The organism is Gluconobacter cerinus (assembly GCF_025961355.1).
GTDB classification, from domain to species: domain Bacteria; phylum Pseudomonadota; class Alphaproteobacteria; order Acetobacterales; family Acetobacteraceae; genus Gluconobacter; species Gluconobacter cerinus.
Map to the genome: position 1 here is coordinate 1864208 of NZ_JAOQNM010000001.1, position 25307 is coordinate 1889514.

Annotated in this window: 24 protein-coding genes and 1 tRNA gene; 12 read left to right on the top strand and 13 right to left on the bottom strand. The window is 53.2% G+C overall.

Annotation, left to right across the window (positions count from 1 at the left end):
- The first annotated feature begins 31 nt into the window (after nt 1-31).
- From M2305_RS08560 to M2305_RS08585, 6 genes are all read left to right on the top strand, one after another.
- Nucleotides 32-763, top strand: a complete 732-nt coding sequence (locus M2305_RS08560) for an SDR family oxidoreductase (protein ID WP_211508288.1) — start codon at nt 32-34, stop codon at nt 761-763.
- A gap of 119 nt (nt 764-882) precedes the next feature.
- Nucleotides 883-2007 (top strand): adenosine deaminase, encoded by a 1125-nt coding sequence (gene add, locus M2305_RS08565; protein WP_264649124.1) that lies wholly within the window; start codon nt 883-885, stop codon nt 2005-2007.
- Nucleotides 2008-2174: 167 nt separating this feature from the next.
- Nucleotides 2175-2738, top strand: coding sequence for an alkyl hydroperoxide reductase subunit C (gene ahpC, locus M2305_RS08570; RefSeq protein ID WP_046900770.1), 564 nt, complete (start codon nt 2175-2177; stop codon nt 2736-2738).
- A gap of 98 nt (nt 2739-2836) precedes the next feature.
- Nucleotides 2837-4399 carry an alkyl hydroperoxide reductase subunit F gene (gene ahpF, locus M2305_RS08575; protein WP_264649125.1) on the top strand — a complete coding sequence of 521 codons (1563 nt, stop codon included), beginning with the start codon at nt 2837-2839 and terminating at the stop codon, nt 4397-4399.
- Nucleotides 4400-4434: 35 nt separating this feature from the next.
- Entirely contained in the window at nt 4435-5097 is a 663-nt protein-coding gene (locus tag M2305_RS08580) for a LysE family translocator (RefSeq protein ID WP_264649126.1), read from the top strand.
- A gap of 110 nt (nt 5098-5207) precedes the next feature.
- Nucleotides 5208-5540 (top strand): YegP family protein, encoded by a 333-nt coding sequence (locus tag M2305_RS08585; protein WP_064274707.1) that lies wholly within the window; start codon nt 5208-5210, stop codon nt 5538-5540.
- Nucleotides 5541-5603: 63 nt separating this feature from the next.
- Here the strand turns inward: M2305_RS08585 and M2305_RS08590 are convergent, their stop codons facing one another.
- Nucleotides 5604-6707 carry a helix-turn-helix transcriptional regulator gene (locus tag M2305_RS08590; RefSeq protein WP_264649127.1) on the bottom strand — a complete coding sequence of 368 codons (1104 nt, stop codon included), beginning with the start codon at nt 6705-6707 and terminating at the stop codon, nt 5604-5606.
- 128 nt (nt 6708-6835) lie between these two features.
- On the opposite strand from M2305_RS08590, the gene M2305_RS08595 reads away from it, so the two are divergent.
- Nucleotides 6836-8521, top strand: coding sequence for a Hint domain-containing protein (locus tag M2305_RS08595; protein ID WP_264649128.1), 1686 nt, complete (start codon nt 6836-6838; stop codon nt 8519-8521).
- A 58-nt stretch (nt 8522-8579) separates the two neighbouring features.
- Here M2305_RS08595 and acnA read toward each other — a convergent pair whose 3' ends face one another.
- The gene (gene acnA, locus M2305_RS08600; protein WP_264649129.1) at nt 8580-11270 is read right to left on the bottom strand and encodes an aconitate hydratase AcnA; all 2691 of its coding nucleotides are present in this window, start codon (nt 11268-11270) and stop codon (nt 8580-8582) included.
- Nucleotides 11271-11302: 32 nt separating this feature from the next.
- On the bottom strand, nt 11303-12325 hold the full coding sequence (locus tag M2305_RS08605; protein ID WP_264649130.1) for an isocitrate/isopropylmalate dehydrogenase family protein: 1023 nt from the start codon (nt 12323-12325) through the stop codon (nt 11303-11305).
- Nucleotides 12326-12432: 107 nt separating this feature from the next.
- Here M2305_RS08605 and M2305_RS08610 point away from each other — a divergent pair, with 107 nt between their 5' ends.
- Nucleotides 12433-13365: a LysR family transcriptional regulator gene (locus tag M2305_RS08610; protein ID WP_264649131.1), complete on the top strand. Its 933-nt coding sequence runs from the start codon at nt 12433-12435 to the stop codon at nt 13363-13365.
- Here M2305_RS08610 and M2305_RS08615 read toward each other — a convergent pair.
- Both M2305_RS08615 and M2305_RS08620 read right to left on the bottom strand, forming a co-directional pair.
- Nucleotides 13362-14444, bottom strand: coding sequence for a zinc-binding metallopeptidase family protein (locus M2305_RS08615; RefSeq protein ID WP_264649132.1), 1083 nt, complete (start codon nt 14442-14444; stop codon nt 13362-13364). The two genes, M2305_RS08610 and M2305_RS08615, sit on opposite strands and share 4 nt — an antisense overlap.
- Before the next feature lie 39 nt (nt 14445-14483).
- Entirely contained in the window at nt 14484-15332 is an 849-nt protein-coding gene (locus tag M2305_RS08620) for a transglutaminase family protein (protein WP_264649133.1), read from the bottom strand.
- A gap of 261 nt (nt 15333-15593) precedes the next feature.
- Here M2305_RS08620 and M2305_RS08625 point away from each other — a divergent pair, with 261 nt between their 5' ends.
- Both M2305_RS08625 and M2305_RS08630 read left to right on the top strand, forming a co-directional pair.
- Nucleotides 15594-17066, top strand: coding sequence for a circularly permuted type 2 ATP-grasp protein (locus M2305_RS08625; protein ID WP_202207186.1), 1473 nt, complete (start codon nt 15594-15596; stop codon nt 17064-17066).
- A gap of 26 nt (nt 17067-17092) precedes the next feature.
- Complete coding sequence (locus M2305_RS08630; RefSeq protein ID WP_264649956.1) at nt 17093-18091, top strand: alpha-E domain-containing protein; 999 nt, start codon at nt 17093-17095, stop codon at nt 18089-18091.
- 76 nt (nt 18092-18167) lie between these two features.
- On the opposite strand, the gene M2305_RS08635 is transcribed toward M2305_RS08630, so the two are convergent.
- The 8 genes from M2305_RS08635 to M2305_RS08665 form a co-directional block, all read right to left on the bottom strand.
- On the bottom strand, nt 18168-19076 hold the full coding sequence (locus M2305_RS08635) for a hypothetical protein (RefSeq protein WP_264649134.1): 909 nt from the start codon (nt 19074-19076) through the stop codon (nt 18168-18170).
- Nucleotides 19077-19616: 540 nt separating this feature from the next.
- Nucleotides 19617-20081, bottom strand: a complete 465-nt coding sequence (locus M2305_RS16295; RefSeq protein ID WP_338085669.1) for a DUF6538 domain-containing protein — start codon at nt 20079-20081, stop codon at nt 19617-19619.
- Between the two features lie 94 nt (nt 20082-20175).
- Nucleotides 20176-20261, bottom strand: a tRNA-Leu gene (locus M2305_RS08640).
- 7 nt (nt 20262-20268) lie between these two features.
- Nucleotides 20269-20952: a M48 family metallopeptidase gene (locus tag M2305_RS08645; RefSeq protein ID WP_264649135.1), complete on the bottom strand. Its 684-nt coding sequence runs from the start codon at nt 20950-20952 to the stop codon at nt 20269-20271.
- Nucleotides 20953-20956: 4 nt separating this feature from the next.
- Entirely contained in the window at nt 20957-21445 is a 489-nt protein-coding gene (locus tag M2305_RS08650) for a YcgN family cysteine cluster protein (protein ID WP_046900785.1), read from the bottom strand.
- Complete coding sequence (locus M2305_RS08655; RefSeq protein WP_211509020.1) at nt 21442-21873, bottom strand: hypothetical protein; 432 nt, start codon at nt 21871-21873, stop codon at nt 21442-21444. The genes M2305_RS08650 and M2305_RS08655 overlap by 4 nt, the downstream gene beginning before the upstream one ends.
- Nucleotides 21870-23057 (bottom strand): extracellular solute-binding protein, encoded by a 1188-nt coding sequence (locus M2305_RS08660; RefSeq protein WP_249196953.1) that lies wholly within the window; start codon nt 23055-23057, stop codon nt 21870-21872. The genes M2305_RS08655 and M2305_RS08660 overlap by 4 nt, the downstream gene beginning before the upstream one ends.
- A gap of 42 nt (nt 23058-23099) precedes the next feature.
- On the bottom strand, nt 23100-24260 hold the full coding sequence (locus M2305_RS08665) for an ABC transporter ATP-binding protein (protein WP_264649136.1): 1161 nt from the start codon (nt 24258-24260) through the stop codon (nt 23100-23102).
- A gap of 86 nt (nt 24261-24346) precedes the next feature.
- On the opposite strand from M2305_RS08665, the gene M2305_RS08670 reads away from it, so the two are divergent.
- Nucleotides 24347-24625, top strand: a complete 279-nt coding sequence (locus tag M2305_RS08670; RefSeq protein WP_046900788.1) for a hypothetical protein — start codon at nt 24347-24349, stop codon at nt 24623-24625.
- 82 nt (nt 24626-24707) lie between these two features.
- The gene (locus M2305_RS08675) at nt 24708-25142 is read left to right on the top strand and encodes a hypothetical protein (RefSeq protein WP_046900789.1); all 435 of its coding nucleotides are present in this window, start codon (nt 24708-24710) and stop codon (nt 25140-25142) included.
- The last annotated feature ends 165 nt before the right edge of the window (nt 25143-25307 follow it).

The following is a 25307-nucleotide window of genomic DNA, read 5'->3' on the forward strand; positions in this document are numbered from 1 at the left end:
AAAGAATTTCCACAGCAAGGATGAAGACTCCATGACACAGCGCGCTGCTCTCGTGACCGGTGGTTCCCGTGGTATCGGGGCCGCAATCGCCCTTCGTCTCGCCACAGACGGATATGACGTTGCGATCTCTTATGCCAGCAACGAAAAGGCTGCTGCGGATATCGTCAGCAAGATTGAAGCCAAGGGCCGCAAGGCTGTTGCCATCAGGGCCAATGGCGGAACAGCGGAAGGTAACCGCGCTGTTGTCACGAAGGCCGTGGAAACATTTGGTCGGCTGGATGCACTCGTCTGTAACGCCGGGATTTATCCTTACGGGCCGATCGATCAGATGACTGTTGAGCAGATCGATCAGGTGCTGAACCTGAATGTTCGTGCCGTTATGATCGAGACGATGGAAGCTGTGAAACATCTGGGGCAGGGTGGCCGCCTGATTTACATCGGCTCTGCTTTCGGTGCCCGCGCACCTTTCCCGGGTATTTCCCTTTACTCCGCCACCAAGGCGGCTCTGGAAGGCTTTGCCCGCGGCGTAGCGCGTGATGTTGGGCCAAAGGGGATTACCGTTAATGTGGTCGAGCCAGGTCCGATTGATACGGATCTGAACCCAGCCGACGGCGAAGGTGCGGCCCTGATCAGCAGTTTCACCGCGACGAATTCCTACGGCAAGGTTGCTGATATTGCGGATTTCGTAGGCTTCCTTGCAAGCCCTGCTGCCTCTTACATTACGGGCGCGTCCCTCCCGGTAGATGGCGGTCTGACGGCCTGATCTAAATTAACGTGCGGTCTATCCTGTTTTCTCTCCTTGTTATCGGAGCGGATGCGCAACATTCTCCCTGCGAAAGTCGTGGGCAGGGGGATGCCGCGTAAACGCTAAAGGAAAACAGGATGACGTTCGGGCGCAGGTTCTTTCTGGCAAATACAATGTTGTTTTCAGCCAGTATCGCTTTGACCGGGCGTGCATCGGCTGTGGCAGCTTCAGATGGAGCGGGCGATGACCTGACCCGCTTCATCTATGCAATGCCAAAAGCCGAAATGCATGTGCATATTGAAGGCACGCTTGAGCCGGAAATGAAGTTTCGTCTGGCCCAGCGCAATGGTGTCTCCCTGCCGTACAGCACGGTTGAAGACATGCGGGCCAGTTATAACTTCCACGATCTTCAGAGCTTTCTGAAGATTTTCTACGAGGGCAAAACCGTTCTGCTCAAGGAGCAGGATTTCTATGACCTTACATATGCCTATCTGACCAAAGCAGCCTCCCAGAATGTGCTGTATGCGGAGATATTCTTCGATCCGCAGATGCATACAGATCGTGGCATTCCGTTCGCTACGGTTATGAATGGCCTCACGCGGGCGCAGGCTGATGGCCGCCGCAATCTGAAGATCGACTCCCAGCTTGTTCTTTGCTTCGAGCGGGAACTGACGGCTGAGTCTGCCATGAAGACGCTGGAGGCAGCGCTTCCGTACCGTCAGCATATTGTCGGCATTGGGTTGGACTCTGACGAGAAGAACAATCCCCCTGACAAATTCCGGGAGGTGTTTGCCCGTGCCCGTAAAGCCGGTTTTCACCTGACGATGCATTGTGACCTGAACCAGCTCGATACGCATGAACACATCCGGCAGGTGCTGGAAGACATTCAGGCAGACCGCATTGATCATGGCGGCAATATTCTGGAGCGTCCGGATCTGGTGGCTGTGGCAAAACGCAGAGGCACAGCGTTTACTGTTTGCCCGGTTGCCTGTGGCTGGCTGCGGGAAAATGGTGAAAACATCAACATCATTCGCGGAATGCTGGATCAGGGTCTGAAAGTTACGGTCGCGTCTGATGATCCCGCCTACATGAAGAGCAATTATGTGGCGGAGAGCCTTGTCGTGGCGCAGGGCGATGGCGCGTTGAGCAAAGACGATCTTCTGACGCTGGCGCGAAACAGTTTTGAGGCCGCCTGGATCAGTCCGGCGCAGCGCAAAATCTATCTGGGCAAGCTGGAAGCCTTTCGTCGTCAGTGGGCTTGAAGGACTGGTCAGTGGGGCTGATATGAAATAGGTAGTGGTGATGAGGGTTTGATCTCTGTTCGGTTTGACCGATCAATCATATTGACAGGAACTGTTTCCTGACCTTCTCATTTTGTGGGACATAGGTTCCGCAACCTAACACGAGCGACAAAGCAGGAGACCTTCTGATGGTTCGCATTAACTCCACACTGGCCCCGTTCTCGACCGATGCATTCCGCAACGGCGAATTCCTGACGGTCACGGATGCAGACGTCCGTGGCAAGTGGTCCGTCTTCTTCTTCTATCCGGCAGACTTCACGTTCGTCTGCCCGACGGAACTCGAAGATCTGGCCGACAATCAGGCCGCTTTCGACAAGCTGGGCGTTGAAATCTATTCCGTTTCCACGGACAAGCATTTCACGCACAAGGCTTGGCACGACACGTCCCCGGCTATTGGCAAGATCAAGTACACCATGCTGGGCGACCCGACGGGTGTGATCTCCCGCAACTTCGGTGTTCTGATCGAAGAAGCTGGCCTGGCTGATCGCGGCACGTTCCTGCTCGATCCGGAAGGCAAGGTTCAGTACATCGAAATCACGGCTGGTGGCGTTGGCCGCTCTGCAACGGAACTGCTGGAGAAGATCCAGGCTGCACAGTATGTCGCCACGCATCCGGGTGAAGTCTGCCCGGCCAAGTGGAAGGAAGGCGGCGAAACGCTGAAGCCTTCTCTCGACCTCGTCGGCAAGATCTGATTTTGCCGGGTGAGGCGGGATCGCCTCACCATTCCCTGTCCCTTCATCGGGACAGGGCTCTTCAAGATTTCACCAATTTTAAATTGCTGGAGAAAACGATGCTTCAGGACGACCTGAAAACCCAGATGCGCGCCTATATGGAATATCTGCGCAGTGACGTCGTGCTGGAAGCTACCCTTGGCACCGACGAGCGCTCCGCCGAAGTGCGTGGATTGCTGGAAGACATGGCCAGCCTGTCCAACAAGGTGACGTTCTCCGACGCCGGAACTGCTTCCCGCCGCCCATCTTTCCTGATTCGCCGGGCCGGTTCGGTTGAAGCCGTGACATTCGCTGGCCTCCCGATGGGGCATGAGTTTACCTCGCTGGTCTTGGCGCTGCTTCAGGTCAGCGGTCATCCGCCCAAGATCGACGCTGATCTTGGCGAGCAGATCAAAGCGCTGGACGGAGATTTCCATTTCGAGACCTATTTCTCCCAGTCCTGCCAGAATTGCCCGGATGTGGTGCAGGCGCTGAACGCCATGAGCGTCCTGAATCCAAAAATCCATCACGTCGCGATTGATGGGGCGGATTTTCAGGAAGAAGTCGAACGCCTTGGCATTCGGTCTGTGCCGCAGGTCTATCTGAATGGGCAGCCATTTGCCTCTGGTCGCATGGAAGTCGCGGATATTCTGGCAAAGCTGGATGCGTCTTCTGTTGAGCGTGCGGCTGCCAAGCTGAACGACGTTGCACCATTTGATGTTCTGGTACTGGGCGCGGGCCCGGCGGGTGCATCCGCAGCGATTTATGCTGCACGTAAAGGCTTGCGGACGGGCCTCGTTGCGGACCGTTTCGGTGGTCAGGTGATGGATACGGCTGGCATCGAGAACTTCATTTCCGTCAAGGAAACAGAAGGCCCACAGCTATCTGCTGCGCTTGAAGCCCATGTGCGCCAGTACGACGTGCAGATCATCGCGTCCCAGAAAGCAGCAAAACTTGTTCCGGCGGCTCAGATTGGTGGATTGCATGAGATCGCTCTGGAAAGTGGGGCGAGCCTGCATTCCAAGACGGTTATTCTGGCAACCGGTGCATGGTGGCGCCAGCTAGGTGTTCCGGGTGAAGAGGAATATCGCACCAAGGGCGTGGCCTACTGCCCACATTGCGATGGCCCGTTCTACAAGGGGCGCCCTGTTGTTGTGACGGGCGGCGGCAATAGCGGTGTTGAAGCTGCAATTGATCTGGCAAATATCGTCTCACACGTTACGCTTTTGCAGCGCGGTGCGCATCTGAAGGCGGATAAGGTGTTGCAGGATAAGTTGCTGAGCCTGCCCAATGTCACGGTTCTGATGAGTGCGCTCACCACGAAGATCGAAGGTGATGGCAAGGAAGTCACGGGCCTGACTTACAGCGACGCTGATGGCGGATTGCACCACATCAAGACGGACGGCGTATTCGTTCAGATCGGTCTGCTGCCGAATACGGACTGGTTGAAGGGGACCTTGGATCTGAGCCCGTATGGTGAGATCGTGATCAACGATCATTGCGCAACATCAGTGCCGGGTATCTACGCTGCGGGTGATGCGACGACAGTGCCGTATAAGCAGATTGTCATTGCCATGGGTGAGGGCGCAAAGGCCTCCCTGTCTGCCTTTGACTACCTGATCCGCTTGCCTGTGCAGGCATAATTGGTGAGGCCTTGGGGAGAAGGAAAAGGATGTATATGGTTCAGGCCATGCATCCTTATCTGCTTCCCCTCCTTGCCTTCGCACTGACTGCCGCCGTTTTCACCATTACGCCGGGCTTGGATACCGCCATGACCCTCCGAACGGCCACGACGTCTGGATGGAAAGCCGGGCTGGCAGCCGTTCTGGGAATTTGTCTTGGGCTTGGCGTCTGGGGCCTGGGAGCAGCTTTTGGCCTGACCGCTCTTTTGGCGGCATCAGAGACGGCATTCACAGCCGTCAAATGGGCGGGCGCGCTTTATCTGGGATGGATAGGCATCAAGCTGCTTCTACATCCCCGATCATCCTTGTCGAAAGAAGAGGCTGAAGCAGCCGTTGAGCAGCCGACGAACCGTCCTGAGGCAGGACTGGCCTTTCGGCGCGGTTTGCTGAGCAATCTGCTGAACCCGAAGGTTGGCGTCTTTTACATGACGTTTATGCCGCAGTTCATTCCACCCCATGTCAACGTGCGCGAATTTTCGCTTCTGCTAACCGCCATCCAGGCGTTGCTGTCTTTTGCATGGCTTGGACTGCTGGTCGCCTTGACCATTCCCCTTGGACGCTTTCTGTCCAGCCCGACTGTCGTACGACGTATGGACCGTCTAACCGGCAGTGTTTTTTTGCTGTTCAGTCTTAAGCTGGCACTTGCCCGTCGGGCTTGAGAGCAGACTCGATTTTTCAGCACTTTTTGTGGCAGGCTCAGAGCAGCAGGTCTTCTTGAATCTGGTATGCGGGGTCTGCTGATGAATGCTGTTCTGAAAGGAGCTCGATCATGAGTGCAAAATTTGAACTCTATACCGACACTGCTGGCGAATATCGTTTCCGCCTGAAAGCAGCTAACGGAGAGAATATTCTTGCCAGTGAAGGGTACAAGCAAAAAGCCAGTGCGGTGAATGGTATTGCTTCCGTTCAGAAGCATGCCCCTGACGACGCCCATTATGAGCGTAAGATTTCAGCGTCTGGAAAGCCATTCTTCAATCTGAAGGCTTCAAACGGGCAGGTGATTGGTAGCAGTCAGGCTTACAGCAGTGAAAGTGCGCGGAATGCCGGGATTGAATCCGTTAAGAAAAATGCACCGTCAGCTGTGACAGTGGATGCTGTATAAGAAGATCTGTTAATCTGCCTCTGCATCATTTTAGTACTATTGATGCAGGGGTGTGTAATAAAACTAGGCTATAAAGCTGATATTCTTAACAAAAGCCGTAAGTTGGCTCTGGCTATTGACGCCTAACCTGACAAAAATATCTTTGACCATCTGTCGGGCAGTTCCTTCGGTGATATTCATTTTCAAAGAAGAGTCCTTAATGGAATTTCCATTCGCGATCAGGCAGGCAATTTTTGATTGAGACGCTGTAAGGAAAAGGTTGCTCAAAATAGCTTCCGTTTCAGAATTGACTCTGTGAATGGAAAAAATAACCATTCTTGTTTGTTCCATTTTGGATGAAACATTTATTACTTTTGCAAAAAAAATCTTATCTGTTTCGGTTTTTATTTTTATGGGATTGTGAATATCGCCGGATCCAGAGAGAAGGCGAGAAAATTTACTGTTGCCATCAGAGCTTTTCACTTGGATCGTGTTGTTTTTTATAAAAATTCCATCGGATTCCATCCGGATTAGGTTGTTGTTCGCATATACAATTTTATTTTCTGAATTAATCAGAGCAATTCCAAACGGCATTTCTTTGAAGGAATTCTCAAATATTTCATGAAAATTCTTGCTCTTGTTAAAGGAGATTCCGGTTCCAACTGCTTGAATAATGTGCGGAATTATTCGTGTCAGGTTTTGCTTGATGATTGCGCTTGATTGTATTGTTAATCCGTCTGGAGACTGTACAGACAGTAGAAACCTATTCCCATTTTCAGTTTTGAACATGGCATGATGTATTCTTCGAACACCAAATTCCCTTAAAAATTCCATGTAAAACGGTATTTTGTCGATTTGTTTGTCAGATAAGAAGCTATCATCAACATACAGGAAGTCATTCTCTATTTTTTTTCTTGTATAGACAGACAGAGGTGATTTGTTTCGCCAGTGATTGTAATATAATTCTTCTGTTTTCGGATCTTGATTCGAGCCAAACCGCCATTCAGACATATCTTCGTCTAATGGAATTAAAGATGCGCCGCCAAAACTGCTATCTGTGCAGTATTTTGCTATATTTACTAAGGATTCATTCCATTCAGAACGGTCTTCAATAGTTTTGTAGATATTTTTTGTAATAAAAATATGATTTTCCATTTGATGGATTCTTTCTTTTGAAGCCGGAATCATCAGACAAAAATATTCAAAAAAAAGCAAACATCCACTACCATATGGGAGTGGTGGCCAAAATTCTCATGCTTCAAAAAAACAGGCGCGGTGAGTTGCAGATCTCATCTGGCTAGAGGCAGGAGAAAACAATGGTAGCGTCAGTAATTTTTACCCCAACAGGGGGTAGCCAGTCTGTCGTCAGTGCACAGAATGGCGTAGTAACTATAGATAATTCTGGAAAAATATCTGGGGCGGCATTTTATACTGGCCTTCCTGTTCCAGATGCAAGTCAAGCAACAACAGGAAGTGTTATTGTAGATAATAATTCTGTTGTAACTGCCTCAAATTGGACAATTGGAACTGCATCCGAAAGTGCAGCAGTCACAGTGAGTGGAGGGGGATCTCTATCTCTCGATAACTCAGTTTCGATCACTAGTGGATCGAAGATAATTATTGGTAATGGCGGCACTGTAGTCCTTGGTGGTTATGCTACCACAACAACAGGCCTTATCCAGTTCGACGAAGGCGGCGGTGGAACGCTTGAAATTGCAGCAGGAACAACGCCAAGTATTATTAGTTACATTACGAATATTAAAGAAAATGATACAATCATTCTCAGCGGCCTGACGGCAGACGGCTATACGTATGAGAACGGCGTTTATACACTGACCAATCAAGGCGTACCCATTTCCGGAACATCTTCATTCCAACTCCCGGCAGCGAATGAAGGAACGACCTTCACGGTTTCGACGATCAACGGCAAAACTTATCTGAGAACACTGGTTGTCGTGTGCTTTTTACGGGGATCAATGGTCCGCACTGCACAGGGAGAGGTCGCTGTTGAAGATATCTGCATTGGCGATGAAGTTACCGTTTATGACTGGCTGGCGCAGGCCGAAGTAAATCGTCCGGTCGTGTGGGTTGGAACCAAAAAGGCCTTTGTCTGCCCAGGATTGCCTGATGACAAAGCCGGTTATCCGGTGCGTGTTCTCAAGGATGCCATCTCAGATGGTGTTCCCTATGAAGACCTATTGATCACTGCTGAGCATTGCCTGTTCTTCGACGGTAAATTCGTACCTGTGCGGATGCTCGTAAACGGTCGCTCCATTTTTTACGACAAGAGCATCACGTCTTACGACTATTACCATGTAGAGACGGAGCAGCACTCTGTTATCACCGCGAATGGCGTTCTTACAGAGAGCTATTTGGATACAGGAAATCGTCGCTCATTTGCTCAAAGCGGCAATGTCGTCGCCTTGGGTGGCCGTGCTAAAACATGGGCTGAAGACGGTAATGCGCCGCTGGATGTCAGGCGCGAGTTTGTGGAGCCGCTATTCCACCAGTTTGATGCGCGTGCCAGCAAGGTCTGCTCAGAGACGGTTTCCGAAGATGCACCTCTTACGGACGATGCCGATCTTCACCTGGTGACGGACACCGGCACGGTTATTCGCAAGACCCGTGAAGCCAATGACCGTGTCATGTTCATGATCCCTGCCAACGTTAAAAGCGTGCGGATTGTCTCCAGAACCAGCCGCCCGAGTGACGTTATCGGCCCGTTTGTAGATGACCGACGCAACCTCGGCGTTCTGATTGGTGATATCACTCTGTTTGAAGAGAGCCGTACTCACCGGATTACAGCTCATCTTAAGACTGAGACGCTGGAAGGCTGGAGCAATCCGGAGAAGGGTAACATGCGCTGGACAGCCGGTCGTGGCCTTCTGCCGCTTGGTAGCCGTCCTTCCAATAGCATTGCCATTCTTGCTCTGCAGATCAAAGCTGGCGGACCGTACAAACTTGCCGCTCAGAACAACGCAGGTCTGTCTCTTACAGCCTGAAGCCCGGTATTTTCCTGCTTTGGCTCTGTCCCCTTGTCGGGGGCAGAGCCTTTTTTGTTCAGGCCGCAGCCATACCGCGCAGGACGTAAGGCAGGATGCCGCCATGGCGATAGTAATCTGCCTCGTCCACCGTATCGATGCGACACAGGAGGGGAACGTTTTCCTGTGTGCCATCGCAACGGGTGATGGTCATAACCAATGTTTTGCGAGGAGTCAGATCACTGATGCCCGCAATATTGATGGTCTCGGTTCCATCCAGATTCAGTGTCTTGCGCGTCGTTCCAGGTTCGAACGTCAGTGGCAGAACGCCCATTCCCACAAGATTTGAACGGTGAATGCGCTCAAAGCTCTCGGCGATGACGGCTTTGACACCAAGGAGACGCGTGCCTTTCGCGGCCCAGTCGCGGGATGAGCCCATGCCGTATTCCTTGCCGCCGAACACGACAAGAGGTGTTCCTTCGTCAGCGTAGCGCGTGGCCGCATCATAGATGGACATGAGTGCCCCGTCCGGCTGATGACGTGTCATGCCACCTTCGGTACCCGGCGCCATTTCATTGCGGATACGGATATTGGCGAAGGTGCCGCGGACCATCACGCGGTCATTGCCGCGGCGTGACCCATAGGAATTAAAGTCTTTAACCGCGACCTGATGTTCCTGAAGATATTCGCCCGCTGGAGAGGACGTCGCGATGGAGCCGGCAGGCGAGATGTGATCGGTGGTGATGTTGTCACCAAGCAGCGCCAGAACGCGTGCGCCTGAAATGTCACTCGTTGTCTGTGGGTCAGCTGTCAGGCCAGAAAAATATGGTGGATCCTGCACATATGTGGAGCCAGGCTGCCATTTGAATGTGGCTGAATCACTGGCTGTTCCCAGCGCCTGCCATTCCGGCGTGCCTTCCGTGATACGACCATACCGCTCAACGAAGGCATCCCGGGTAACCGCGGACCCAACCAGTTCTGCAACATCATGGTTGGAGGGCCAGAGATCCTTCAGATAGACGGCCTTGCCGCCCGGCGTGTGACCCAGAACGGCTGTCGTAATGTCCTGACGCATCGTCCCGAGCAGTGCGTAAGCAACCACAAGTGGCGGGCTTGCAAGGTAGTTCGCGCGAACATTAGGTGAAATACGGCCTTCAAAGTTCCGGTTGCCGGACAGGACGGATGTCGCCACGAGGTTATGTCCCTCAATGGCATCAACTATCGGCTGGGCCAACGGACCTGAGTTTCCGATGCAGGTCGTGCAGCCATATCCAACGGTTTCAAAGCCCAAGGCATCCAGATCTGCCGTTAGGCCTGCACGATCCAGATAATCGGTCACAACCTGCGACCCTGGCGCGAGCGAGGTTTTGACCCATGGCTTGGGCTTGAGGCCGAATGCACGTGCCTTACGGGCAACCAGTCCTGCGGCAATCAGAACGGCCGGATTGGACGTGTTGGTGCAGGATGTAATGGCCGCGATAACGACCGAACCATGTTCCAGCGCGTAATCCGTTCCAGCGACCGGAGCGGTGACGATGGTATTTTCCGGTTTGACGCCGAGAGTCTCCGTCAGGGCCTGTTCAAAAGCTTCAGAGGCAGAGCGCAGTTCTACACGGTCTTGCGGACGCTTCGGTCCTGCGAGGGACGGCGTAACGGTGCTGAGATCCAGTGAGAGTGTGGAGGAAAAGACCGGTTCTGGCGTGGACGCATCACGGAACATGCCCTGCGCCCGCAGATAGGCCTCGACAAGTGCAATACGGTGTTCGTCGCGGCCGGTCTGGCGCAGGTAATCCAGTGCCAGCGCATCGACCGGGAAGAAGCCGCAGGTTGCGCCGTATTCCGGAGCCATATTGGCAATGGTCGCGCGGTCTGCGACAGGCAGGTGGTCCAGTGCGGGGCCATAGAACTCGACAAATTTGCCGACAACGCCCTTGGCGCGCAGCATCTGCGTGATGGTCAGGACGAGGTCTGTAGCTGTGGTGCCTTCGGGAAGTTTGCCGTCCAAACGAAAGCCGACGACATCCGGAATGAGCATGGAAATTGGCTGGCCGAGCATCGCGGCTTCGGCTTCAATGCCACCAACGCCCCAGCCCAGAACACCTAGTCCATTGACCATGGTGGTATGGGAATCCGTGCCATACAGCGTGTCCGGATAGGCGTAGGTCACGCCATCAATCGTGCTGGTCCAGACAACCTGGGACAGATATTCCAGATTGACCTGATGACAGATGCCTGCACCCGGCGGCACAACGCGGAACTGGTCGAATGCCTGCTGGCCCCAGCGGAGAAACGCATAACGTTCGCCATTCCGCTCGAATTCCAGAGAAACGTTCTGTTGAAGGGCATCGGCACGTCCTGCCACGTCGACCATGACGGAATGGTCGATCACAAGATCAACCGGCACAAGCGGGTTGACCTTCCGCGGGTCTCCATTGAGCGCCAGAATACCATCGCGCATGGCGGCCAGATCGACGACAGCTGGAACGCCTGTAAAATCCTGCATCAGAATGCGGGATGGCTTGAACGGCACTTCCTGCGTTGAACCCGCGTATTGCAGCCAGCCTGCAATGGCCTGAGCATCTTCAGCTTTGTAGCTCGTGCCGTCCGTGAAACGCAGGACGTTTTCGAGCAGAACCTTGAGGCTGATGGGAAGGCGGGAAATGTCCCCGATTTTCTCCGCGGCCACGGGAAGGGAGAAATAGCGATAGGTCTGTCCGTCAACGGACAGGTCGCGCTGGCTGCCCAGAAGATCGCGTCCAACCTGTTTCATGATGTGTGTTCCCTGCTGGTCGTGTCGTCTGTTCAGTGAATGGCGCGCAGGAGGGCCTGCGTGACGTCTTCTGTTGTGGCCGTGCCGCCAAGATCGCGGGTGCGGATATTGTCTGTCGTCAGGATCTGCTTCATGCCGGCATCAAGGCGGGCGGACAGGTCCTGACGTCCCACATGAGCCAGCATCATGCTGGCTGCCATCATCAGTGCGAGCGGATTAGCAATGCCCTGGCCTGCAATGTCGGGTGCCGATCCATGAACGGCTTCAAAAACAGCCATTTTCTCACCAATGTTCGCGCCTGGTGCCATGCCCAAGCCGCCGACAAGCCCCGCAGCCAGATCAGACAGGATATCGCCAAAAAGATTGGTCGTGACGAGGACGTCGTAATTTTCTGGCTTGATGACAAGTTCCATCGCGCAGGCATCGACAATGCGCTCTTCAAGCTCCACGCGGCCTTCATATTCTGCGGCTACGCGGCGGCCTTCATGCAGAAAGATGCCGCTCAGGATCTTGAGGATATTGGCCTTGTGAACCAGCGTAACCTTCTTGCGGCCGTTCTTCACAGCGTATTCGAATGCAAATCTTACGATCCGGTTACATTCCGCTCTCGTGTTGAATCCGGCGCCGTATGCCACAGCTTCCGGATCGTCCCCAACGCGCATGTAGTGTTCCATGGCGGCGTAAAGGCCCTCAACGTTTTCCCGGATCACGACCAGATCGACGTTCTCATAACGACCGCCTGGCACGATTGTCTGCGTCGGACGAACATTCGCATACAGATCGAACTGCTGACGAAGTGTCACATTGATGGAGCGGAAGCCTTTTCCAACAGGCGTTGTCAACGGGCCTTTCAGCACCAGGCCCGTACGGGCGATGCTTGCCAGCGTCGCATCAGGCAGGGCGCTTCCCAGGCTCTCCAGAGCGCCCATGCCTGCGCTCTGATGGTCCCAGACAAAAGGCGCTCCCAGAGCATCAAGCACTTTCGTGACAGACGCCATGATTTCTGGTCCGATACCATCACCGGCGAGCAGGGTAGCGGGGATCTTGTCGGTCATGGGAGCGTCCTGTCTGTCCGTATGTGAGAAGGCGTGCGGACTTTAGAGAGGAAAACTGTTAGATCCAATATTTCCATACAGGTTTCATCATACCTTAAAGGTATCGCATGGTTGAGCTCCGTCATTTCCGCGCCGTTGTTGCTATCGCGGAGGAAGGCACCCTGACCCGGGCCGCAGAACGGCTGGGGATTCAGCAGCCTCCTCTGACGCGGATGTTGCGCTCCTGTGAAGAAACCATGGGTGTTCAACTTTTTGAGCGTCATGCCAAAGGGATGCGCCTGACGGCTGCCGGACGCAGCATGCTCAAAGGGGCTTATGACATTCTCGACCGTGTGGACGAGACGGTTGAAGATGTCCGTCGTGTCGTGCGGGGCGAGAGCGGGGAGCTATCTGTCGGTTTCACCAATTCCGCGATGTGCCATCCCAGTTTACCAGCCGTTTTGGGGTATTTTCGCGAAAGCTGGCCGGATGTAACGCTTGGCCTGACAGAGGGAAATTCAAGTCAGTTGCTCGGCGCCTTGCGAGACGATCTGGTGGACGTCGCGTTTGTCCGTGCGTCCATCCCGGATGTTTCGGACGTTATGGTGGAGTTAATTCTGGAAGAGCCTATGGTTGTGGCTGTGCCCAAAGCACATCCTCTTGCGGTCAACCCTCCTCCAGAGGGGTTGAGGCTGGCTGATCTGGAGAATGAAGACTTCATTCTTTATCAAAGCCAATACAACAACGGTCTGTATAAGACGATCGTGGATGCCTGCCTCGGGGCAGGTTTTATGCCCAATATCCGGCAGAAAGGACCGCAACTCATGGCGGCCCTTAGTCTTGTCGCCGGGGGGCTGGGGATTTCGGTCGTTCCCCATTCCATGCAGCAGCACCATGCGGGGCAGATTACCTATATTCCGCTTTCGTCCCGCACGGCGCTGACCGCGCCGGTTTATCTTGTGTTCAGGTCTGTCCGTATGACGGGAGCCAAACTGTACTTCATCCATCAGGCTCGGCAGATGCGCACGCGCCAATTCGGGACAGGAAAGGCGGTTTCCTAGCCGAGCGCCTGTGTCTCCCGGATCAGCGAGTGAATAAACGCCAGCTTTTCCCGCACCCCGGACGTCAGCACGAAGGGATAAAAATCTGAGAGGCCCATGGAGCGGTTAAGGCTGTTAACCGCTGATGTCAGGGGGACCCAGGCCTCCATGATTTCGTCAAATGTGGACGTCAGATACGGATCGTTTCCGGGGCCGTTGGTTGAGAGGGGTGATGCATCCGGCAGAACGGGGTGAATGGTCACGCCATAGGCCCATGCGGTCTCCAGAGTGGAAACGATATGGAGGTAATGGGCCCATGTTTCTGCAAAATCTTCCCAAGGATGGGACGTCGCATACATGCTGACATGCCGTTCCCGCCAGTCTTCCGGCGGTGGGTTGTTGTAATGATTTTGCAGGGCCTCCTGATAGTCCTGCTGGTCATCGCCGAACACTGCGCGGCAACTCTCCAGACGCCCTGCATCCCGGACCAGAACATTCCAGTAATAGTGTCCGATTTCGTGCCGGAAATGGCCGAGAAGCGTGCGGTAATACTCGCCCATCTCTACCCGCATCCGCTCGCGTTCAGCGTCATCCGCTTCTCGGATGGCTAAAGTAATCAGGCCGTTGTTATGGCCGGTCATAATGGGAGCAGAGCCGTCTGCGGCATCATCCAGGAAATCAAATGCCAAGCCGTTATGAGGGTCTTCCCAACGGCTCCGGATTGGAAGTTTGAGGCGAAGCAGCGTGTAAAACAGCCGATGTTTGGCGATTTCTATCTTCCGCCAGCGTTCGAGATTTTTCGGATTGTCGAGATTGGGAATTGTCCGGTTGAAGCGGCAGGCAAAGCAGATGGCGGCCCTGCCGGATCTGTCTGGCGTCGTCAGCCAGTTGCAGGCGTCATAGGCATGGTTCGCACAGTAGACGAGCTCTGCATGCTGGACCTGTTCTTCCACGGGGTGCCAGCGGCCCGTTCCGGTCGGTTCCAGCGCAGTCAGCGTTGCCAAACCGGGAAGATAGCCCACGGGATGATGGCAGGATTCACACGCAATATTTTCGAAATACAGAGCCTGCTGGCAGCACTGACATGAGAAAAGCTTCACTGTTTCGGCACCTTATTGCAGCTCTTGCGAAGCATGATGTCAGGTATTGGTCTCTCTGTGCAAATGTTGTGCTTCCATCAAGACATCAAACCGCGCCTGACAGTGATCCAGAAGCCCGGAAACAGGCGCAGCCTCTTCCGGTGTCGCCGAAACGGCGAGGGGAATATGGTTCTGGGCTGTGACCAGACCCGAAGTCGTGTCGAATCCGAACCATCCTGATTCCGGCACCCAGATTTCAGCCCAGGCGTGCAAGTCGCAGGTCAAGGTCTGGCTGCCTGTATCCAATGGCTTTGGCTGAATCAGGTATCCAGAGACAAACCGAGCTGCGAAGCCCAACCTGCGCGCGAAAGCAATCATTAACCACGCACTATCCCGGCAGGAGCCCGTCAGGCGGGAGAGAGTCTCAGCTGGAGCCCAGGTGCCGGGCTCCATACGGGTCTTATAGTGCAGCGAGTGTGCCAGTCTGCGATTGAGCCAGATCAGGCGAGCCAGATCTGTTTCTCCCGCTGAAAGGAATTGACCGTCAAGAAAGCCGTCCAGCAGGTCTGGCTCAGACGTAGCCACTCTGTAGGCGGGATTGTCGGGTGTTTGTGAAAGCGGCTGACCACCCTTCTGAAAGGGGTCATACGGCGTGATATCCAGAGTCATACGGACTTCGATATCGAAGTGGGAGACCTGCTCGGCAAAGATGGCTTCGGCAACCGTATTTTCGTGTGCGTCCAACCGCCACGCTATCTGACCTTCGCCAGGACCGACGTTCAGGGCGTAGGTCAGGACAGGGTTGCGTGCGTTAACGGGCGGCCGCAGCCGGATGGTCTGAGGGCCCAGGAAGACGGGACGGTCATAGCGATAGGACGTGTGGTGGCGAAGCGTCACGAGCGTGTTCATTGTGGCAGATTTCCGCGATCCACTCTCATGACCTGATGTTCCCTGCTCCCCTGGTGTCCCGTTAGCTCGGGATTATCCTTCCTTTATCGTAACAGGAAGAACGGCAACGGCAACTCTCTTGATATATTCTGGGAAAAACAAAACTGCTCGCTGCTTTTATTGCTTGGCAAACAGAAGGGAGTTGATAGGTTAATAAATAATCGTAATGATCCGGCCGGGTATGGTTCATACAGCTGTCGGGTAAGGAAACGGGGCAAACAGATGAGGTCCAACGTCTTGCAATCCCAGGTCCAGGAAGCCGGCATTTTCTCCGCTTATCTCAAGCCCGCGTTTTTCTGTGAACTGATGAACCGGGGAGAGGCGTTACCTGAGGCCCTGCAACTGGTTCAGGAAAGGCTGTCCCAGTTCGACATCAAGGAACTCCGCCACCGTACATCCAATGCGGAAACCCAGTTGTACCGTCTTGGTATCACCTTCACGGTTTACTCTGACCGGGAGGCCATTGACCGGGTTTTACCTTTTGATGTGATCCCCCGCGTTCTGACTGCTGACGAATGGGCGTTTATCGAAAAAGGCGTGCAGCAGCGCGTCAAGGCGATCAATCTTTTCCTGTGGGACATCTATCATGATCGCAAGATCCTGCAGGACGGTATTATTCCCGCGGATCTGGTTCTGAAAAATGCCAATTACTGTCAAGCTATGGTCGGCGTGGATGTCCCGGGTGGCGTGTATGTCCATATTAATGGAACGGATCTGATCCGCGATCGCAGCGGGCAGTTCCTCGTTCTGGAAGACAACGCCAGAACCCCGTCAGGCGTGTCATACGTCATTGAAAACCGACACATGATGCTGCGGTTGATGCCGGATCTGGCATCAGGGATGCCTCTTCGTTCGGTAGAGGATTATGGGCTGCGTCTGCATCGGGCGCTTTGCGATGTCGCTCCGGAAGGCGTAACCAACCCGCAGGTCGTTCTCTTGTCTCCCGGGATCTATAACTCAGCCTATTTCGAGCATGTCTTTCTGGCACGCGAGATGGGTGTTCCTCTTGTTGAGGGGCGCGATCTCCTCGTTGAAAACAATCATGTTTACATGCGAACTGTCGCCGGGCTCCGACCTGTGCATTCGATCTACAGACGCATTGATGACGCTTTCCTGGACCCGCTGGCTTTCAATCCGGAAAGTCTTCTGGGCGTTCCGGGACTGGTGGAAGCTTACCGTCAAGGCAACGTGACGATTGCCAACGCTCTCGGGACCGGCGTTGCGGACGATAAGGCCGTGTACGCGTATATGCCGCGGATTATCCGGTACTATCTGGAAGAAGAACCCATTCTGGGAAGCGTTGAAACGCACATCTGCGCTGAGCCAGAAGGGCTGGCCTTTACTTTGGCCAATCTGGAGAAGCTTGTCGTCAAACCTGTCGGAGAGTCCGGAGGCTATGGGCTTCTGATAGGGCCACACGCAACGGAGAGCGAACTTGAGGAATTCAGGCGCCGACTGACGGAGAACCCTTCCAATTACATCAGCCAGCCCGTGATCGATCTTTCGGTGACGCCAACCCTGTGTGACGCAGGCGTTGAGGCGCGGCATGTTGACCTGCGTCCCTTCGCACTAACCGGAAAAACGACATGGGTGCTTCCGGGGGGCTTATCGCGTGTGGCTCTCCGTAAAGGATCTCTGGTTGTTAATTCCTCCCAGGGCGGAGGATCGAAGGATACATGGGTGATGTCCGTATGACACAGCTTTCCCCAACGGCATCAGGCATGCTTCCCGGCCTGAATACCCTTCTGTCCCGGTATGCCGAAAGCATGATGTGGCTGGCGCGCTACATGGAGCGGATTGAAAATCTGGCACGTCTGATTGAGGTGACCGAGGCGTTCGTACGAGGCCCGGACGGACGGACGTCCTGGGATACAATCGTTCAGATCAATTCAGACGAAGAGCGGTTCAGCGCTCTTTATCCAGCGGCTACAGAGCAGGATTATCTACAGTTTTACATTACAGATGTTGCAAATTCGAGTTCCATCAAGGCGATGGCCAACTCTGTTCGTGAAAATGCCCGCTCGGTTCGTCCATTGATTTCCACAGAAATGTGGATGCAGTTGAACGTCTTCACACGTTGGGTCCTTGATCTTCAGGCGTCCGATATCCGCAGGACTGGCCTTTCTGCGTTGTGTAATCGCATCAAGCAGGACTGCCAGACCCATATGGGCGTAACCGAAGGCACATTATATCGCGATCAAGCATGGCTCTTCTACCTTCTGGGGCGGCATATGGAGCGGAGTGACCAGATCACCCGTCTCATAGATACGCGATATCATACGCTGCTTCCCCAGGAAGAAGTCGGCTCTGAAATCGATACGACACAGTGGGCATCTGTTCTGCGATCTGCGGCTGCATATCACGCATTTCGACGCTTGCAGCCGGTCACGACAACGCCAGCAAATGTGGTCGGATTTCTACTGAAGAACGAAGGATTTCCCCGGTCTCTTGCCTTGAATTTACGGCAGACTGATAGCGTTCTGGGCGCATTGTCCACGCACTACAATCTGCGCAAGCAATGCTATGCCGTACAGGAACGTCTGGCCGACCTACGCGCAAGCCTCGAAGATCAAACGGCAGAAGAGATCATTATTCGTGGGCTGCATGAATATATGCACTGGATTCAGGGGCAGATAGAAACAATCCAGACGGAACTGGTGACTGCTTACTGGCCCCCAGCAGCTACGCAGCACGTGTCGGATGCCAGTGTCGCGCAATAAAACAGGAAGGGGCTGATCGCTCAAATAGGGGAAGAAGTGGGAATCCTTCTTCTCGGGCATTGAGGATAAATATGAATTACTTATTGAGATCCATATTATGGATGAAGAAATTTACAACTTCTGAAACCAGTTTCTTCGAATCCTGCCGCCAGTAAACCCCTACGTTGAGGGTAATATCGGAAAGGTCCTCGATGTTTTTATTTTCTTCAAATTTGTATTTTACTGATTTTAAATAGGATATCGTAGACATTCCTATGGTCTCAGGATTGTCTATCAAGCTGGATGCACCAATGATTGAATTTAGTTCAATCAGGTTTTTCGGTGTTTTTAAGCCATTATATTCGAGAATAGAGTCGAATCTATCGCGCATAGCTGTTCCACGAATGGGTAGAACCCATACTTTTGATTGAAAGCTATCCCAGTTTCTAACTATTTCTTTCATTGAATAGGCGCGATCTTTATCGATAATAACACATTTATCTTGGATGAGATATTTGTAGTTAATCCTGTCATCTATTATGTCATTATAAGCACTGGCAAAAATTATATCTGTTCTTCCTTTCAAAAGAGAAGAAAAGAGGTGTTCTCTTGATCCATAGTTTACTGTAAAATTTACATTCTTGGATGAAACTATAGACAAGATACATTTCATCATCTCTGAAATAATAGAGTTTGATTGGAATGATATATTTACATAGTTTTTTTCGTTATATATATTGTCTATATCGATAATCATCCTATCTATTTCTTTTTCAATTAAAATGCTAGATTCTACAACACGTTTTGCAATCTCATTGGGTATAAGTCCATGTATAGTTCTTGAAAAAAGTGTTTTACCAATAATTTTTTCAAATTCTATGCACGTTTTGGATATTGCTGCGGGTGTTAAAGACATCACTTCGGACGTTTTTTTTAAGTTTTGTATTTTATAAATATGTTTTATTACGTTTAAATGACGAATTTTAATGTTGGATTTTCTATTCATTTAAATTCTTCCCACGAATTTTAAGAATTATTGAATATTTACCGCGTGCTATCGAGTGGATCGCTTTGTTTTTCTGGGCTCATTCTTTGTTGCAATAAGAAATATTCATCTCTTTTTCTGGGGCGCTTTCTTATTTCGTGGACGAAGATCAATAGCATTTCTTAAAAGTGTGGATATCAACTTTTTTTTGACATACAAAATATTATCTATTTTTTCGGATTTTTAACTAATTTTACCGATTGAGAAAAATGTAGAATTAAAACGGATAAATATAATATTCCGAAAATATCATACATATTTTAATAATTGTAATTGATTTAAGGTGTATTTATCTGTGGGTTTTAATTTTCATTAAAAAATATATTCGATTTTAAAATTTACAATTAATTAAATTAAAAATAAAACCATTGCGTAAGCTTAGTTTCTCTTGGTTTTGATTTTTCAGAAGAATGATGCATTCGAAAAACCCTTGATGAGTACCCTTACTTTTTTAACTCAGGGGTTATTCGCAGTGGGGGGGAAGGACCGGACAAGCCATGTTCAGAGCTTCTTTTGTCCTCGCCCAGCTTGTGAATGATGTCGGTCAGGGCTTGATTTCGGGACTAATCTTCTCAAGCACGCTGGAAACCCGCTGATGGTCTTCCATTCGTGCCAGAAGGTGCTCTCGGCATTCATGGTTTTAGAGCGAGCCTTGAGAGCCTGAATCTCACTGTCGTCTGGACAATGGACTGGAACAGGTCCTGCTGAACAGGATGCAGCCAGAGCCTCCTGAAAGGTCTCAACCGCCTTGTTGAGCGAGGATATTTTTCCCGATGAAGACATGGCCAGACTGATGCACTCGAAAAGCTGAGAGGTCAGTCCATACATGGCACAGGCACGAGTTCTGGCAAGATTTCTGTCGAGGGTTTCCAGAGAGTGCCAGATTTCCCGTTTCCCCAGAGCAGGCCGAAAACGAACGGGAATCCCGCGTCTGAAATGGAAACCGGATTGCAGACGAATCAGCACAACAGGGCTCGTTTTGTAGAAGCCCTTTGTAGAAGAATGGGGGCTCCGGGTTGTTGGAAACCCTAAAAGCCGTTTATTTTCAATAACTTATATGTGGTGCGAGCTGCGGGACTCGAACCCGCACGCCCTTACGGACTCGAGATTTTAAGTCTCGTGCGTCTACCATTCCGCCAAGCTCGCACACGCCTCATGCTGCTCGCAGCAGGGCGGTCCCGTTTTGGCTCAGCCAGCGCTCTGCTGCAAGACGTCCCGTGCGTCCATTTGTGCAAAATCTGTCAACAAGGCCCCAAAAAGCAGCGCTATGATCAAAATGTTGAAGATGAGCGAGTTCATGGATCACGACGTAATCTCGAATTTCCAGCGGCGTCATGACCAGACGCCAGCTCAACATGATGCGTCCTTTTCGGGTGCAACTGCCCCAGCGAGACCGGACTTCACGCAAATCGACACGGGACGGCACAAGCTCCATTCTTTTACTGTGAAGTGCAACAGCCTTTGAGAGGCTCTCTTTGGCCAGGCTGTGCAGAAAATCCCTTACGCGACGTTCGGTATGAGCCGCATCTCCGCTGACATGAAGGCCATCTGAATCCAGCCATGTGCCACGACGGGCATCTGGCTCGTGCAGAATGGGAATTGGTAATCCTTCGATCATGACCTCGTGCCCGTCAGCCAGCACGCGTTTTTCAGGCAGAGCAGCGAGAGAGGACGTAATCCAGTCCATATGCTGATGGACGAACGCAAGACCCTGCCGCTGGCTGATGCGCTCCGGCATTGTAACAACAACACTGCCGTCTTGAGCATCAATGCGGAGGGTCATGCGGCGTGCACGAGGCGAACGTCTCCATACGAGAGGGACGGTCGGCGGAAGCATGGGGTTAGCCGGAGCGCTTTCTGGAAATGCACGCGGGTGCATTCGCAGGCCACTCACCGGGCCATGCGGTAATGTAATTCTCCAATGGGCCCGCGCGGCGCTCACTCACACAGCGCCCCCCTGCCGAAGCACCGGCAAGCAGAACGCTGTCCTGCGTCCCGGAGCGCAGAGGGTGCCATTCTGGAAGATCGAACCCGTCTCGCAGCAATCGATAAGCACAGCTTGGTGGAAGCCAGTCGATCTCAGCCAAGAGTTCAGGCGTTAGAGTAACGCAGTCCGGCACCTTACGATGGCGCTTCGGATAATCTGTGCAACGGCAGGTCTGTGTGTCCAGAAGCCGGCAGGCAACGGTCGTGTAAACGATCTCGTCTGTATCTTCGTCGCGGAGCTTGTTCAGGCAGCAACGCCCACATCCGTCACAAAGGGATTCCCATTGCTCGGACGTCATCTGATCTAGCGGCGTGGTTTGCCAGAAAGGAGAAACTGAAGTCATGGCCGATCCAGTATCACACAGCCGAGGCACAACAGAACCGCTATTGTCAGGGAAAGCAGGGCCGCGGGTAAAAGTAGGGGAAGCCATATTAATTTCAGGCGGGTCGTCAGATCTGCTCCCAGGCCGATTGCTGCGCGTGTTGTTCCGATGGGCAGTCCAAGTAACGTGGCTCCGAACGGCATCATAACGGCTGGGGAAATCAGAACACCCTGGAGGATGTCATAATGTCGGCCGACAAAGCTCAGTCCAGCGCGATGAAGTTCAGGAAGCGCAAAAGCGAGAGCAGGGCCAGGCAGTAAAATCAGCAAACCAAGAAGGCGTACGTGTCTGGCTGGCAGAAGACGCATCAGCAGCGTGATGACACCACAGCCAATGAGAAGGCCAAGTATAATGGCGGGCAAGTGAAGCCGCATGGAAATGGCCATCATGGCTTGCTGCTGCCGTACCAGTCCTGAAACCGCTGCTCCAGCTGGTCGCCGTATTTCGTCCAGAACGCGTCGTTGACGGACAAAGCTGTTCCTCTCGGATCGAGGACGCTTTCAGGCATGTCGTTCAGGTGTGGAGACTGAGTGTGCAGTTGGATCAGGGTTTTTTGGGCTGTCGTCGTCGGGTTGTTAGCCGGGATTGCCCAATAGAGTGCCGTGCTGAGAGTTTGCTCTGGCTGCGCGACAAAAAGAGAAGCCGCGGGTCCCGCTTTGACTTTCATGCTGACGCTGGAAATTTCCGTCATGGGAGCGCTGGTCATGAGCGCACTGCTTTGCTCCATAATCCGGGCTGCATCATCGGGTGTTTTCCACCACACAATATAGGGTCGAAGCAGATCCAGCTTGTGGAACGCACGACTAACACCCGCGGGCGTGGACAGCGCAGTATAAATGTCACGCGCGTCTATACCGTCCGCAAGCAGGGCAATTTCCAGCGTTGTACGTGCGCCCAGATAAAGACCGCGGCGTCCTGGATGACGTGCAACGTCCCAGAAGTCTTTCCAGTCAGGTGCGGCAGGTAGTCGTGAACGATCCCATGCGAGCGCCATGATCGTCTGGCCTCCGGGCAGGCCACATCCCTGAGTGCCATCCAGCGGGTGAACCCAACCTTTCTGACAGGCATCTGCAAGCTGGCTGCCGTTTAACAGGATAGCAGCCCAGCTTGGGTTCGATGAATGAACGCCCGCGTCCAGCGTGCTGTATTGGCCGTCCCATTCAACCTGCTTCAGCGACTTGTCAGTTGTGATCAGGGCATTCGCAGTCACTGCACCTTCAGGAATGGCCCAGCCAGGGGCGGGAGGAGCAGGTTTGGCTGCACGACGATGTTTTGTGGAGTGGTGTGTAACCGCTCGTTTATGCGCGTGTGCCGAGGCTTCGGATGGCGAGAACACAGAAGCGACACTTTGGCCGACATGGGAGAAGAAATCCCCGATGTCATCGGAAGGGCGGGTGCTGCTTGCGGATGTGGCGTGCGCGTGCATGTTGGCAGGCAGAACCTGTATCGCAAGCAGGCCCACCAGAAATGCTGCAGGACGCATGATACGACCGAGACCCGCCCGGCATCGTGCCGGGAGCGTATGTCGCAGAAAGAAAGCGGGCCGGGTCAGAATGGTGTCCTCAATCAGCATGAAGAAGTCAGGCGCCGATGCCTGACCGAATGCGGCGGCACTTTAATACAGGTCGGCACGAAGCGGAAAGGCCGTTGCATGGCCGGCTGGCCAGGCGAGCTGAACGGCGGCTCCGGCGCGTGGCAGCTTCTGGGCCTGAAGGGGCGGACGTCGGAGCTCAATCTCGGTACCATCCGGGCAGCGCACCCGCATTCTGATATGATCGCCAAGATGAACGCTGTCCGTCAGTGCGCCGCGAACAGGTGGCGCTTCCTCATCATCAAGACCAAGAGACTGGCTGCCGAAAAATGGCGAGATCCGATCCGGGCGAACGCAGACCAGGCAGGCGTGACCTTCTTGAAGCGTATGGTCGGATGCGAGAGCTTCCACAATGCCGCCGCAGGCAAGTTGAACGCGCGCGACGTCATCCGCAATATCCAGAACCTGCCCGGTCAAGGCATTGGCTTCACCAAAGAGTGTCGCCACTCCAACGTCTGATGGGCGATCATACAGTTCAGCCGCTGTTCCGCACTGAAGCAACGCCTCTTCATTAAAGAGGGCGATCTGCCCTCCTGCGCGTAGTGCGTCTTCCTTGCGCGTGACGCTTTGCAAAACGCTGAGATTTCGCGCGCGCGACAGTTTCGACAGCAGAGACGCGATGCGTCGACCAGCGTGGATGTCCAGACCACCGTATGGGTTGTCGAGCAAAAGAATGGTTGGGGCAGTTACGAGTGCGCGGGCCAGCATTGCACGGAAGGTTTGCTCTGGATTGAGGTCCTGCGGAGAGAGATTTCCCAGCCCATCCAGTCCCAGAAGAGACATCATGCGACCCGCACCCGCATCGGCTTCTGCGCGGCTTTGTCCTTGGGCGCGCAGTGCGAAAACGATGTTACTGCGCGTATCGAGGTGAGGAAACAGCGGATCTCGGGTGCTGATCAGCACAATGCTGCGTTGCCCAGCGGGACGGGATGTAACATCCGTTTCCTGTACAAGGACGCGCCCGCCCATGGGGGGAGAAAAACCTGAGATCAGATCCAGTAGGCCAGATAATGCGGCTTCATCAGTTCCATAGGCGGTAACCGTTTCCCCCTCGGAAACCGTGAGGTCAAACGCTTCTCCCCGTAGACCAGCGCGTAAAGCTTCAAGCCGGAGAGCCGGAGCCAGGCGTGTGGCGGGCTTCTTGCGGCGTATGGGAGATGGTGGGGCGCCGGGTGGGCGGGACATGCAACCTCTGATAATGCTTTTGCGTTTGAAGCCAGATACCGGGCCTGATTCCCAGGTCCCTATTTGATTGCAATGAGGGTTTGAACATGAGCCGCGATACCGTCAAGAAGAACATCGAAGCTGCAGCCGAGACAACGCAGGACCAGATCGAGACGCTGCGCAAGCAGGTTGAGCAGATCCTGAACGACTATGTTAACCCGGCTCTGCTTCAGGCAGCGGACCGTACAGAGCATGCCGTTGCAAATGCCCGCAAAATCACAGATCATGAAATTGAAAATGTATCGACGCGTGTGCAGTCGCGGCCCATCGCCGCTATTCTGATTTCCGCTGTGGTCGGTTTCCTGGCGGGCCGTTTCTCCAAGTAATCGGCACGTGACCTTTCAGGCGGGAGGCAGGCCATTCACAGACCTGCGCCCGTCCTGTTAGAAATAAAGGCAACGATCCTCCATGAAGCCCATCGAACTCGGTCAGGAAGTCCTTTCCGCCCAAGGCCAGATTCTCTCCCGCTCCGCCATGCGAATCGGTCGGAGAGTTGCATGCGCGCTTGTTGCCGTTGTCTTCCTGCTGTTCGCAGCCATCTCTTTTCACGGCTTTCTGTGGGCGTTCTTCATTAGCGTTGCGGGTCTGAGCTACGTCAAAGCCAGTCTGTGCGTTATCGGCGTTGATCTGTTCTTCGTGCTGATTTTTGCAGTTCTTGCAGCATGGTCGATCCCGGACGTTGTGGAGATCGAGGCGCGTATTCGTCGCGACCGCAAGTTGGTCGAACTGAAGCAGTCTGTTGCCATTACAGCCGTTACTGGTCTTCTGCTGGGGCCAATTGGCCGTTTTACGGGCAAAAGCTTCCTGTCCATTCTGAAGAGTTTCTTCAGTCATTCCAAATAAGACATTTTATGACTGATTTTTGTCAAAGCCATCTGGCCAGTTGTAGGTTAATGGCGTAAGCACTTCGCCTGTGCCGTGATTACGCCCTTGGGGGAGTCGTCACGGACTTGCGAGGAGTCCCGTGGAAAGTTCGTCGAACAGTCCGTTAGTTGGCACCAAGGTCAC